The 13,107-nt window shown below is 41.2% G+C and carries 13 protein-coding genes and 1 pseudogene; 8 read left to right on the forward strand and 6 right to left on the reverse strand.

Features of this window, described 5'->3' with window-relative positions; all coding sequences use genetic code 11:
• The 5 genes from ACSFVZ_RS09510 to ACSFVZ_RS09530 form a co-directional block, all read right to left on the reverse strand.
• On the reverse strand, nucleotides 1-2,823 hold the full coding sequence (locus ACSFVZ_RS09510; protein WP_435558689.1) for a TolB family protein: 2,823 nt from the start codon (nucleotides 2,821-2,823) through the stop codon (nucleotides 1-3).
• 85 nt (nucleotides 2,824-2,908) lie between these two features.
• A complete protein-coding gene (locus tag ACSFVZ_RS09515; RefSeq protein WP_135923016.1) occupies nucleotides 2,909-3,151 on the reverse strand; it encodes a hypothetical protein in 243 nt (80 codons plus the stop codon).
• A 78-nt stretch (nucleotides 3,152-3,229) separates the two neighbouring features.
• Nucleotides 3,230-4,762 (reverse strand): PH domain-containing protein, encoded by a 1,533-nt coding sequence (locus ACSFVZ_RS09520; RefSeq protein ID WP_253039025.1) that lies wholly within the window; start codon nucleotides 4,760-4,762, stop codon nucleotides 3,230-3,232.
• On the reverse strand, nucleotides 4,755-5,288 hold the full coding sequence (locus ACSFVZ_RS09525) for a PH domain-containing protein (protein ID WP_135923018.1): 534 nt from the start codon (nucleotides 5,286-5,288) through the stop codon (nucleotides 4,755-4,757). Before ACSFVZ_RS09525 ends, ACSFVZ_RS09520 begins: the two co-directional genes overlap by 8 nt.
• A gap of 68 nt (nucleotides 5,289-5,356) precedes the next feature.
• A complete protein-coding gene (locus tag ACSFVZ_RS09530) occupies nucleotides 5,357-6,208 on the reverse strand; it encodes a D-hexose-6-phosphate mutarotase (protein ID WP_281546725.1) in 852 nt (283 codons plus the stop codon).
• Nucleotides 6,209-6,535: 327 nt separating this feature from the next.
• Here ACSFVZ_RS09530 and ACSFVZ_RS09535 point away from each other — a divergent pair, with 327 nt between their 5' ends.
• The 7 genes and pseudogenes from ACSFVZ_RS09535 (at nucleotide 6,536) to ACSFVZ_RS09565 (ending at nucleotide 11,946) form a co-directional block, all read left to right on the forward strand.
• The gene (locus ACSFVZ_RS09535) at nucleotides 6,536-7,018 is read left to right on the forward strand and encodes a MarR family winged helix-turn-helix transcriptional regulator (protein WP_135923020.1); all 483 of its coding nucleotides are present in this window, start codon (nucleotides 6,536-6,538) and stop codon (nucleotides 7,016-7,018) included.
• Between the two features lie 108 nt (nucleotides 7,019-7,126).
• The gene (locus ACSFVZ_RS09540) at nucleotides 7,127-8,446 is read left to right on the forward strand and encodes a porin (protein ID WP_435558690.1); all 1,320 of its coding nucleotides are present in this window, start codon (nucleotides 7,127-7,129) and stop codon (nucleotides 8,444-8,446) included.
• Nucleotides 8,447-8,797: 351 nt separating this feature from the next.
• The gene (locus ACSFVZ_RS09545) at nucleotides 8,798-9,376 is read left to right on the forward strand and encodes a biliverdin-producing heme oxygenase (RefSeq protein WP_435558691.1); all 579 of its coding nucleotides are present in this window, start codon (nucleotides 8,798-8,800) and stop codon (nucleotides 9,374-9,376) included.
• Nucleotides 9,376-9,765, forward strand: a pseudogene (locus ACSFVZ_RS09550) (YbaN family protein); the annotation flags it as partial. The gene ACSFVZ_RS09545 and the pseudogene ACSFVZ_RS09550, both read left to right, overlap by 1 nt.
• A gap of 196 nt (nucleotides 9,766-9,961) precedes the next feature.
• Nucleotides 9,962-10,594 carry a PepSY-associated TM helix domain-containing protein gene (locus tag ACSFVZ_RS09555; RefSeq protein WP_435558692.1) on the forward strand — a complete coding sequence of 211 codons (633 nt, stop codon included), beginning with the start codon at nucleotides 9,962-9,964 and terminating at the stop codon, nucleotides 10,592-10,594.
• On the forward strand, nucleotides 10,594-11,094 hold the full coding sequence (locus tag ACSFVZ_RS09560) for a DUF2271 domain-containing protein (RefSeq protein ID WP_199527191.1): 501 nt from the start codon (nucleotides 10,594-10,596) through the stop codon (nucleotides 11,092-11,094). The genes ACSFVZ_RS09555 and ACSFVZ_RS09560 overlap by 1 nt, the downstream gene beginning before the upstream one ends.
• A 9-nt stretch (nucleotides 11,095-11,103) precedes the next feature.
• Entirely contained in the window at nucleotides 11,104-11,946 is an 843-nt protein-coding gene (locus ACSFVZ_RS09565) for a DUF4198 domain-containing protein (RefSeq protein ID WP_199527190.1), read from the forward strand.
• A gap of 26 nt (nucleotides 11,947-11,972) precedes the next feature.
• Here ACSFVZ_RS09565 and ACSFVZ_RS09570 read toward each other — a convergent pair whose 3' ends face one another.
• Nucleotides 11,973-12,509 (reverse strand): hypothetical protein, encoded by a 537-nt coding sequence (locus ACSFVZ_RS09570; protein ID WP_435558693.1) that lies wholly within the window; start codon nucleotides 12,507-12,509, stop codon nucleotides 11,973-11,975.
• Nucleotides 12,510-12,637: 128 nt separating this feature from the next.
• Between ACSFVZ_RS09570 and ACSFVZ_RS09575 the strand changes: the two genes are divergently transcribed.
• Nucleotides 12,638-13,063 (forward strand): DoxX family protein, encoded by a 426-nt coding sequence (locus ACSFVZ_RS09575; protein ID WP_138557840.1) that lies wholly within the window; start codon nucleotides 12,638-12,640, stop codon nucleotides 13,061-13,063.
• Nucleotides 13,064-13,107 lie beyond the last annotated feature (44 nt).

The following is a 13,107-nucleotide window of genomic DNA, read 5'->3' on the forward strand; positions in this document are numbered from 1 at the left end:
TTATAACGAGTAATAAAAACTTAGCCATGCTCGTAAATCATTTTCAAAGTCGTCGCCTTCTACTCGGGCGACGCCAAAGTCAATATTTACATCATTCAAGCCCGCAGGCCCCATACCAAAACTAAAATCTCCCTGCCATTTAAGCCCGTAACTTTGCGCATAGACTCGGTTATCAACCTGATGCTGTTGGTAGTAAAGCCAAGGCAGTGAATCTTTGTAACTTATGCCCCCGCCATAACCTTTATAGCGCTCACCTAGCTGGCTAATAAACGGCAGTTCTGGAGCAACAATAAAGCCACTTTGCGTTTCTTGATTAATTAAATTTGACTCATAGCCACCTAAAGCAAGTGCGCTGTCATCGCGATATTGCTGAGCGAAATTAACATAAACAGGAATATCAAAGGCATAACCGCTTAATACGGTGGCAAAGTTATAGCCCTGCCAATTGTTTGAGTCATCATCACCGGACAACCACTGGGCACTCACAGACTGAGCAAAACCATAACGCTGCCTATCATGTTGCCATTTTTGCTTAAGACCAACTGTTAACCATTGATCATCTCCTTCACTAAAATCACTGTAGTTATAGCTTAGGCTCGGTATGATACTAAGTTGTTGAAACTGCATTGGGTAACTCATGGCAAAATGTGCCCCAGTGTTACTTAAGTCCAGCAACGTTTGAGAATGGTATTGCCTTGCTGTTTCAAGGTCGTAATCAAATAACAACGCTTTAAATTTTAAATCAAATTTCGAGTACTTAACCGCCGCGAACACCCCTTCCAATGCTTTATCATGTAAATCAGCACTATAGCCTGCTTGTAAATCAAGCTGCTTTAAAAAGTCACTACTTTTGACCCCAAGGGTAAGAAGTGAAGATGAAGCTGAATAATATTGAGATGCCAGCGAAAAAGTCGGCTTTTGCTGCCATACATCATAATTGGCTGGCTCAGTTGGGCTTTGCGGGTAAATCTTCGCCTCAGGTAATACTTCGCTCGTTACATCTCCTCGCGGCGGAGCTGCGCTTTTAGCAAACTCAACAACCTCTAATCCGTGTGGTTGCTCAGCAAAATGCTTAATGTTAGGCCCTTCAGCAGTGATCGATAAATACAAAAGTTCACCATTGTTCATTGCCATTGGGTGTGCGACAGCTTCTTGTCCTTGTGTTAATTGGCTTAGTGAATTACTTTGAAGATCATAATGATACAAATCGAGAGCTTTATTTTTACCCGCTACAAAATAAAGTCCTTTGCCATCAGCTTGCCAGTTGGGCTGTGACACATACTGATAGCCTACAGGCATAGGCACGGCATGAGACTGCTGACCATCCAAATCTTGTATATACAACTGCCAATTAGCATTCAATGTCGCTTTTAAATAAGCAAGCTGAGTTTTATTAGGGCTTAATAATGGATAGTCATAAACCGTTTCTAGGCTTTTCTCAAATAAAGGTGTTGCGACACCCGTATTGAGATCAAAACGCACCAGCTCCGAGAAGCCATGCTTAGCTTGCTCAGCGTAAACCGTTTGTCCGTGATCACTAATTGTAAAACGGCGCAGCCCTGCATGATGCGTCAATGCACTGACCTCTCCGGTCTCAATATCATAACGGTATAAGTCAGAAATACCCTGAATTGCGCCTTTAGCAACGGTTGTTGTGGCGGTGAAGAACAGGGTATTTTCGTCTAACCACTGTGGGTTTTTTATGCCCTGTCTATTAATTTGATGAAGCACATGTTTTTGTTTACGTTTAAAAACACGCGGTGCTTTATCAGCAATATCAGCAGTGTCATCATCGAGTAGCGCTTGCTGTTCTTTCGCAAAGTCATCTGCTGCCTGTTGATTATCATCAGTGCTGTAAATAACTAAACGCGTTTCGTCATCTTTGTTTCGCTCAACAATAGCAAGTTTACTGTTATCTAAACTTAAAACAGGGTTCGAGGCGTATAAATCAAGTTCTAACCAAAGCTTACTTGTAAGTGCTTGCTCACTTACTTCTTTAGCCATAGCTTTGTAGGTATATTCGGCAATAAAACGACGATAGAGTCGTTCTGGTGAGTCGCCAAATACGCCACTAAAAGCCTCATCAAAATTACGCGACTTAACCGCTTGCATGCGCGTCCAAACTGCATCAAGAGTTTGCGCTGAATAGTTCTCTTCAAGCCATGCAAGAAAGCGAGACCCCATTAAATACGCCATAGAACCAGCTAAAAAGCCCCCTTCAGTGCTGCTTAGCTGACCATACCGTGGCAGCGCACCTTGTTGTGCAAATTCAACCAGTATTGCCTCTGAAAGGTTATCGTATAAACGCCCGCGACCAGTCATTTTCGACTCAAGTAAGGTTGCATACCCTTCGGCGGCCCAGCGCGGCATTTCACCATCAACTAAATCGTAAATATCCCAACTATTGCGAATAGCTTGGCGTATATCGCTTCGTGTAGGCTGAGCAAGGTGCACTAAATGAATATATTCATGCAAAATCAATAGTTGCTGCCAACCATCAGTATTAGAAATCACGGTGTCAGATTGCGGTGGTGTTGTAAACAAGGCCATTAAAGGCTTGTTTGTCACCGGTAGAGCAAAGCCATTCGAGGCGTTGAATGGGTCGAAAACCAACACATCGACGACTTCATCAAGGGCACGGTTTTGCTGTTTTAATACCTTATCGCGGACAATTTCAAGTTCGGTTGCCGCGGAGCGGGCCCATTGCTGGTTCTGCGTACTAAAATGCACGTTAAAGTGTTCGGTATGAATAGTTTGCCAAGTCTCTTGACTTGAAGCATGGCCAGCGGCAAGTAGCGCCACCGTTAATAGGGCTTTTTTCATCACAATCCTTGATTAGCAAGTTGCTTAGTTCAAGGATTAGTATGCGTACATTTTTTAAGTGATTGTAGTAAAAAAATGTAAGAAATTAATCTATTTTAATTGGCCTAACTAAACCGAGCAGTTGATAGATTATAAAAATAGTCGCAGCAAACATTAAACTACTTCTTAGCGCACCTAAGCCAGCCAGCATCATGGTCATTGTTAACAACAAAGCGATGCCTGTCACAGCAAAGCTAACACACAACCCGGTGCACTCTTTTTTAGAATGAACAAAGTACAATAAAGCGACAACACCGAAGATAGCTAGAGTAGGTAAAAAATAAATCATTATGAGCCCAGTTACTTAACACTGCGCTATCATACCTAAAATCAACACAAAAATAAAGTTATTGAGAATTATTTTCATTTAAAACCAATTCCGCTCAACGCCTTCTATTTCATATAGGGCGAAATCAGCAAACTGCTCAGCCAGCTCTGCTTTTAAGTAAGGCATTGATACAGAGCCAGAAGCTAGTTGTATATACAAGCTTTTAAGCTGTGATCGGCGCATTAAATAAGTGCTTATTGTGGTGACGCTTTGCGCTTTGTAAATTTCAAAAACACGATATTGAATACCTAACATGCCTGTTTTAAATACAGCAAAGAAACGGCCATCATGTTCATACATCGCCATACCTGTTTTTTGATAACTTAAAAACACACCAATCATCAACAACAGAGCCACTAAAATGCTCCAAAGCATCATAGTAGCATTAAATAAAGCATTGAAAATTAAAGCAGAAACTATAGTTGGCAGTAGCACGTATAAAAGTGTGTTCTTATAAAGTAAAGCCCGCTCTGGCTTTATAAAGTGAAGCTCTGTTAAATCAACAAACCAAGGAAATAACCAACGACACACAGTTTGCACTTGCTCTTTAGTTAAGACTGGCATCACAAAAGTTTGTTTATTTTTATGTGCCGCGACCCCAGCGGCTATACCGCCACTACTTACTTGTGGGCAAATCAAGGTAAAGCGATTCAGCAGACGCGCAATAATATTCTGTTTGATTTGCACACTTTGAATTTTCAAAACGCTAATCGATAGTTGCTGACGCTCAAATAAACCTGCCACACGCTTAAACTTATCGTCCTGAAAATAAAGCTTAAAATTAAAAAATCGCACTAAAGCCATCACTACAGACAGTAAAATGGCAAACAAAACAATTGCAATAACCATGATTAACACTGCTATTGCGGCGGCGCTGCCAACGAAGGCAGCTTGCTCATTAAGCATGGCCTCAAGGCGGTTTATGATATTTTTTTCGAGGTACTCAAGAATCACATTCATAAATGGAGCCAGTGCGGCTAAGGCCAAAATCGCCATGTTCGACATCAAACCAAATTTAGCAATTTCAGCATTGCTAATCGTTAAGGTGTGCGACTTGTTAACGGCTTCGCTTTGCTCAATAGGCGGCTGTTCTTGTTGTTCTAACTGAGCCTTAAACGCCATCACTTGTTCGCGTACATGCTCGGCATAGCTAAGCTTTACTCCCGGGATCACAGCTTCTTGAGCGCTACTTCCGGCAGCATCAAATATACAATTAACTAAATTAACCGGCTGAAAATAAAAAGGTTCGGCAATATTTACGTTTTGCACTCGAGCAAACTTTAAGGTTAATCGCTCTTTCTTGAATACCCCTTTATTGAGCAGTATTTCGTTACCATCCGTTATGCGATATTTAAAATTACGATAATAAGCAAAGGCATATAGCATTAAAAATATTGAAGCGACTGAAGCGGCTACCTGCCCCCAAAACATTTTTTGCTCTACTTGAGTGACAAATAGCACCAAAATTGGCAATAAGTTCAAAAGGCCATCTTTTATAAAGCGCAGTGCAAAGTGAACAATAAAGTACAATATTGCCCATGGCGAGACACGTTGCCATTGCTGATCATTCATCGGCAAACTCATTATCTTGAGCTGATGTGATATCACCATAACCCTGCACAAACTGACGGACATCATTGCACTGCTCGTCAGTTAAACCGCTAATATGCAGATCAGCACTCATGCCACCCGCACTGTAAAGCCTGAGTGTTGCTAAGCCTAATTTTCGCTCAATTGGGCCGCGATGAATTTCGGTGTGCTGCACGCGAGAAATAGGCAATAGGGTAACTTGTTGCCAAATTAAACCTCGTTTAAATGCAATATCATGTTCGCGTACAGCCACGCCTTTGGCGCGCACACTAAAATAGTTATAGCTCAGGGAGATTACGACAAGGACAGGTAAAATAGCTAACCAAGGTGCTGCAACAGCCTCGGTCAAACCTTGATTTAAGTGCCTAACCACAATAATTGTGAGCATCAATGGGATGTAAAATAATAGCCAATTTATTTGTACTTGCCAGATAGCATTTTCTGCAAGTGGCTGAAATTGAATCGTTTGATGCTTTGGAAGGGTTTCTATTTGTTGATTACTAAACACGGTAATTCCTTGTAAAGGCCAGCGGTGCCGGCCTTACGTGCTAACACTGAGTTTTTATATGTTATAAATTATACCCAGCGTAGTTTTGTTGCAAGTGTATGGCTTGCACCGGGTGCAAGCTCTACTGCATCGTCAAGTACATTAGCGGCTTCTAGGCACAACATCACGTGATATTCGTCATCAGCAAAATTTGATAACCGTTTTGATTTCTCGATCCATGGATTCCACAGTACACACGATGTTGAATTTTCGCGGCCTACTTCAATAATGCCATCTGGCGTGATGATACGCTGCGTATCTTTCGCTTCGGTGTAAACCATGTCTGTTTCACGTGCAAACGATACGAGTTCATTTTGCTCAAATGGCCCTTCTGCAAATTCGATGTATTTCGCACCTTGCAGACCATCTACTTTTGTTTCTTCGATTGCAGGCGTTGGGAAATATGTGTGTAGTGCTTGAGTAAACTTTACGGTTTGGTTATCTAAGTTTGTGGTTGTTAAACGCAGCTCTAAACTAGAGGTTAAAATAAACTCGGCTAATAGCTTAGTTTTATAAGGCCAATACTTTTCATCAATTTGCGTCATAGGCAATGACAAGCTGATATAAATAGAATCGTCTTGTTCTTTTACTTCTTCAGCACGCCATAAACTTGTGCGAGCAACACCATGCGCAGGCCAGCCTTCATGTTGGCTTACACCAAACCATGGCCAACAAATCGGAATACCACCTCTCACACCTTTACCTTCTTGGTAATCTTCTAATTCAGAGACCCATAATAGTGGCTTTTTATCGGTTGGCGTGAACTCAGTAATTTGTGCACCTTGTAAAAAAATCGTCGCTGTACAAAACTCGCTTGCAACCTTAATAAACTCAAGTCCGCTTTCACTTTGCTCAATCGTAACTGATGGCGATAACTTCATAACTCGTCCCATTTGATGAAAGAAAAACCAACCTTACCCAATGCAACCGTCATTAGTAAATAATATTTAGTTATTTACATAAATTGTTTTACTACAAAAAGGTAAGTCACTTTATAAGTGCATGTTAAGTGCTAAGAACATTTACTAAAGTTAATTGACTAAATTTAAATTTTTATTCTTACTCTAAACAAATAATCCACCTCAAAACCAGCGATATTAAACAGTATTTATAGCTTAGATAACCATTATTTATTTGAACTCAATTTATTAGACATGTAATATTTCGCGATTGCGGCTGTGAGCGTCGCCAATTTAAGAGACAGAAACATGCAAAAGTATGACGAGCTATTAGTGTCGTTACGTAAGGTGATTAGAGCTATCGACCTACACTCTAAACAACTCAATAAAACATCAGGGTTGACCGGCCCACAACTACTCATTATGAACGAAGTTGCACAAACCGATGGCATTACGGCAAGTCGCATTGCCCAGAATGTGAACTTAAGCCCTGCAACCGTGACAAATATTTTAGACCGTATTGAGAGCCGAGAGCTCATCACCCGCGTGCGCAGTCAACTTGATAAACGTCGTGTCAGTTTGTATTTAACCGAGCGCGGAAAACAGCTGCTTAATCAGGCTCCGCAGCCCTTACAAGAACACTTCATAGAGAAATTCACCGCTCTTGAAGAATGGGAGCAAAGCTTACTACTTTCATCTATGCAACGAGTCGCTGCTATGATGGATGCTGATCAGCTCGATGCTTCACCACTTCTCGAAGTTGGCGCAATCACAAAGACGTTTGAACCATAAAGAAAATTTAAACTAGTTGATTAATATTAATTTTATGTGGCTAGTCTTGGGTTCATCACAAATATCATCTATGCTTTATAGTACCGATTCCAATACTAGCGATTATTCATGCTTAAACTTTCAAAGTTAGCCCTTGCTATTGCTTTGGGCACTACTTCTAGTCTTAGTCAGGCATCTGAAATCGATGACCTTCAAAAACAGTTACAGCTTCTTCAGCAACAAATGCAACAACTTCAGCAAAAGCTAGATGCAGCAGAAGAAAAGTCAAAACAGCAAGCTGCAAAGCAAGAGCAAATTGATGCACAAGTAGCAAAGCAACAAAAGCAACTTGAGCAGCAAACAGCTGCTGTAGCAACACCTGAGAAAAAATCAGGTATTAAAGTAGGTGGCGCTGTACGTACCAACTTTAGTCATACATCTTACAATGACGGTAATAAAAATCGTGGTGGCGACTTCGACTTTGATATTTTCAGGCTTAATTTTGCAGGTGATGTTGGTGATGTGCAGCTAAACGCTGAAATTCGTTTTTTCGATTACATGACCGCTGTTAAGTATGCTTATGCAGCCTATGACTTTGCCGAAGATTGGCAGGTGCAGGCAGGTATTACCAAAGTCCCTTTTGGTAACTGGCCGTATAATTCACATAACTACTTTTTTGGTACCACTTACTATGTTGGTTTAGAAGATGACCACGACTTAGGTGTACTATTTAAACGCAAAATTGCTGACAACTGGCAAATTGACCTTGGCTTTTTCAAAAATGATGAGTTAGGTGGCGTTGACGGTTATGTAAGCGACAGAAGTGACCGCTACTCTTACGATGTAGTTGGTTTTCGCTCAGCCGAAGAAGGTGTATACGCTGAACCAGGCAATGCTATTGGTGAATACAACACTTTCTCTGGCCGATATGGCTATCACTTTGAACATGACGGTGGCACAACAGAGCTTGGTGTCTCAGCTCTTTCTGGCGGACTACATGATGGTGAAGATAAAGCCGGCGATTACTATGCCTGGGCTGTGCACTTAAACAGCACAATTGGTCCATGGAATTTCCAACTACAGCATGGTGAGTATAACTACGATATTGATAACGTAAACCGCATGGCCGTGGGTGCTTATGCCTTTTACGATAGTATCGCCGCAGAAGCGACCATGACCAATGCCAATATCGCTTATAGCCTTCCAGTAGAATGGGGTCCGGTAACGAACCTGCAGTTTTATAATGACTACGGCATTATTTACGACAAGTCAGACAACAGCGAAGATACATGGATGAACGTAACCGGTGTATCTGTCGCTGCAGGTGGTTTATTCACTTACTTTGATTTTGTACAAGCGAAAAACCAACCATTTGTTGGTGGTTCAATTGCTGGCGACAGCGACGAGACTGAAACCCGCTTCAATATCAATATTGGTTATTATTTCTAACACCAATACGCATAAGCAAGGAGCTAGTCTCCTTGCTTTATCTTTACTCGAAAACACACAACAATTCTACGCTACTTTTAGCGCTCTGTAGTTACTAGCAAACTTCTTACCTCACGACCCAAGTGCTGACAGTTCTATTGATGCAGGTCCGATCTGTACCTCTAGCAAAAACATTTTCTAGCTATACAAATGAAAATCATTATTATATAGCGCCATTCTGAGCTAGATTTATTGATAAAAGCTGTATAGTAGCTATATCAAATTAGCTCTTAGAAATTATGGGTATAGACCCTATGACAACATCAACTACCCCGTGCATTTACTTTGAAGACGTTGCAGAGGAACATATTCATGTCAATACTCGAGCTACTTTCTCGAGCTGAAAAGCTAAAACAAGCGATAAGCACCATCACGGATGATATTGACCATCATCTATTAGCACTAGCGCCTAGTGCTGATTTAGATAACTATAAAAAGTTTTTAACCTTACAGTATGCCTTTCAATCAGAATTAAAAGGTCTATACGAACATGCTGGTTTACATCAGTATATAGATAACTTACATGATCGTACGCGATTATCTTTAATCGAGCACGATTTAAACGATTTAAAACACCCGTTACCAAATCATAAATATCAACCCTGTCGCTTTCAAAATGCCGACTTTGCCTATGTACTTGGTTGGCTGTATGTAGTTGAAGGGTCGCAATTTTCTGCAACTACATTAGGTAAACAAGTTGAAGCTGAGCTAAAGTTAAATAATCAACGTGGTGCGCGCTACCTTGCTAAAGCCAGTAAGTACTCTAAAGGCTGTCAACTAAGTCATCTTATTGATAACCTTGAGCTCAGTGAACAGCAACAGGCCACCTTGATAGAAGGTGCAGAGCAAGCACTGCAACGATTTAAGTTTTATCAGGCCCAATTTTATTGATGAATGTGAGAGCGGCGTTTACCGCCTATAAAAATGGCTGCTATCAATTACTCGGGTTATTGATGGTGGGTTTAGGTATCATAGGTATTGCATTACCTGTGATGCCTACAACTATCTTTTTTATACTAGCATTGGCATGCTTTACCCGCTCATCACCTAAGCTCTCTGCCTGGCTGCTAAACCACCCTAGATACGGCCAGCCTTTAAGGTTTTGGCAAGAATATAAGGTTGTTCCTACTCGCGCTAAGTTCTTAGCAGGTTTGGGCATGGCTATCGGGTATGCTTTTTTACTACAAAGTGCCGCGCCAATTTGGGTTATGTATTTGGTGGCGGTGATTGAATTAAGCGTTTTAGCCTATTTAATTAACCGCCCATCAGCGCCAAATAAACAAACCCTAACTCAAACTAAACTGACCACACACACCCGCTTAATGTTGCTTGCTTGTTTTCTCAGCTCGCAACTTGCGGTAATGGCTTATCTTGCTATTCATTTCTAACGCAAAGAAATGTAAAGAACGTAAACTTGCTTGTTATCACTAATGCAAATCATTATCATATACGTATAACAAACAAATACACCTAATTATGTTTTCTTTAAATAAACGCAGCTTTTATAGTGTAAGCCGCGCCTTACATATATACCTTTCAACTGCCCTATTCTTTTTACTTATTTTATTTTGTGTCAGCGGCATTATTCTGAATCACGTTAGTTGGCTCGAAAATGATAAACATAATGGTCAGAACCAACTACTTGTTTCTGCGGAGTTATTCGAAAAAGCACAAGCTAATCTCGACACGTTACCGAGCCTATACCCTGATATAGAACAGTACATGCAGCAGCAATTTTCACTCAGTAATGTAAAAAGTATTGAGTGGGAAAAAGAAGATGCTTTGGTGATGCTCGACTACCCGCTGCCAGCAGGCTTTGCTTACGCCGAAATCGATTTTCAAACGGGCGAACTTAATATTGATTATCAAACCGGTGGCTTTATGAGTCTGATTGGCGACCTACACAAAGGCCGCCATACAGGTGAAGCATGGAGCTGGGTCATTGATATCTCGGCTGTTTTGATGATTCTGTTTGCCATCACCGGATTAATTATTCTCTTTCAAAACCGTAAGAAACGGGCCGCAGGCCTTTGGTTAACGCTTCTTGGTGTTGCCACGCCTTTGGTCATTTATCTAGTTTGGGTGCCTCAACTTAAAGGAGTATCTTAATGAAACAAGCCCACTTAATCGCCGCTCTATTGATCAGCTGTTTATTCAGCCCACTGAGCTTTGCAAAAGACGCCAACCTAACCGTTGAGTTCACCTTACCAGAGCTAGATGTTTCTCCATACCATCGCCCTTACGTGGCGCTATGGCTAGAAACACCTGAACGTAAGCACGTTACCACTATTGCACTTTGGGTCGAAAAAGCTGAATGGTTTAAAGACTTACGTCAGTGGTGGCGAAAAGCCGGCCGTAGCAACGACAACTTCGATGGTGTGACGGGTGCAACAAAACGCCCTGGTACTTATACCATTGAGTGGCAAGGAAAAGATTTAAAAGGCAATCCAGTTAAACCTGGTAGCTACCTACTTAATGTCGAGGTTGTTCGTGAAGAAGGTGGCCGAGATTACACCCGCGTTGAAATCGACTTAACGAAAGACGGCAAAGTCACAATTAAAGGCGAAAAAGAGTTCGCTACTAGCTTTGTTACCATTACCAGTAATTAAGGACAAACAATGAAATTAAGATTATTAAAAACGGCGCTGATTGGCGCAGTGACCTTCACAGCAATCGCGTCTGGCTATGCACAAGCACATGCCCGTTGGTTAATGCCATCTCACACTTCTTTATCAGGTGAGAAAACTCACTATGTGATGATCGATGCCAGTATTTCAAATGAGTTGTTTAGCCCAGATAAAGCATACCGCCCGAAAGAAAAAGGCGCAGAGTACGACGACAACCTATTAATTGCCCTTGCTCCAGATGGTAAACCGGTTGAAGAAACGATTCGCGCATACTACTTAAAACGCAAAAATTCAGCGGCAGTGAGTTTATCTCAAGACGGTACTTATCATATTGCTATGCAGCAAAAACCAATGCTAATGACTTTTTATAAAGACAAAGACGGTAATCGCGGTCGTGTGTTTGCAGGTAAAAAAGAAGCAGACCTACCGGCAGGTGCAACCGACGTGCGCACTGTAAAATCAATCGCAACGGTTGATACTTTCGTTAGCCGTAATGGCACTTCTAAGCCAACATTGCTTGGTCAGGGCTTAGAAATTTCAGGCCCAACTCACCCGAACGATCTGTTTGCAGGTGAAGAGGCTAAGTTCCAATTATTAATGGATGGCAAACCAGCTGCTGACGTTGAGCTTGCTATTGTTCGTGGTAGTGCTCGCTACCGTAATGAGCGAGACGAAGTGAAAGTAACAACCGATAAAAAAGGTTTCTTTACTGTGACATTCGCTCACGCCGATATGTATTTGATTGAAGCATCTGTTGATCAAAAGCCAACAGAGGCAGATATCGATAACGTACGCTACTCATTATTCACAACGCTTGAAGTGGCGCCTGAATAATACGCTTAATTAGGCCTAAACGCGGCCTAATTCGACTTTCGAGGAAGACTGTAGTCAACAGTGTGATCGCAGCTACCGTCTTTCTCGCAATCATTAATCCCATCACCATCGACATCCCAGCTTGGGTGCATGCCTTTTAGTGCACTTTTTATTACCGTGATATCGGCTGTAAAGTTACTTTGCTCATCACGACGCGCGGCATTGCGCATCAAAAACACCCGAATCACATAATCACCATCATCAGGGATGTTAATCTCGGCATGATCTCCTTTTGCCGGGCCAACAAACAAAGCGGTTGGATTGCCTTTTGGTAAAATATTAAAGTAGTTACTCGAGTTTGAAGGAGCCAAATCAACCATTAAGGTATTGCCTTTATTAAGGTTTATTTGATATTCCAGCATCTCATAACCTTTAATTGTGTCTTTAACTTGCCAGCTTTGTTGCACCGCAATATCTGAAGCTAATAACTCATAATGGCGGCTATTTGGTAAATTTTGATTAGCAAACACCAAGCTGCTTACTGCCACCGAAAAACTAAACCCTATTAATAACAACAACTTCATATTCAACCTCCTTTTAAATTCTCTTTTAAAGAATAATTGACGCTAATTTTACAATTTTTAATTCTTTTAAAGTGAACTTATAGTTACTCCATCGCAGACACACTGCTTAACTAAACAGGATACCTACTATGAAACTTTTTACTTTAATAACAGCACAACCACAATTACAAAATATTAGCACTTTATTGGCACGTATTGGTTTATCGGCGATCTTTTTACTAACCGGCTTTAGCAAAATAGAATTCTTTGATGCAACAGCGCAATATATGAGTAGTGTCGGTTTACCAGAGTTCTTACTGCCGTTTGTGATTGCATTTGAGATTGTGGGCGGGTTATTTATTTTACTGGGCTTTTTAACACAACTAACCGCTGTCGCTTTTGCTGGTTTCAGCCTAGTCAGTGCTTTGTTATTCCACTTTCAACTTGATGATCAAATGCAATTTTTAATGTTCTACAAAAACATTGCAATGGCTGGCGGCTTTTTAGCATTAGCGAGTGTTGGGGCAGGCAAAATCAGCCTAGATCAACTAGTTTTAAAGCGTAGTCAGGCATAATATTAATCCCAGCCAATACCCTAGGTTATTGGCTGAGTTTATTT

Origin of the sequence: Pseudoalteromonas nanhaiensis (assembly GCF_051235485.1) — a bacterium.
GTDB classification, from domain to species: Bacteria; Pseudomonadota; Gammaproteobacteria; order Enterobacterales; family Alteromonadaceae; genus Pseudoalteromonas; species Pseudoalteromonas lipolytica_C.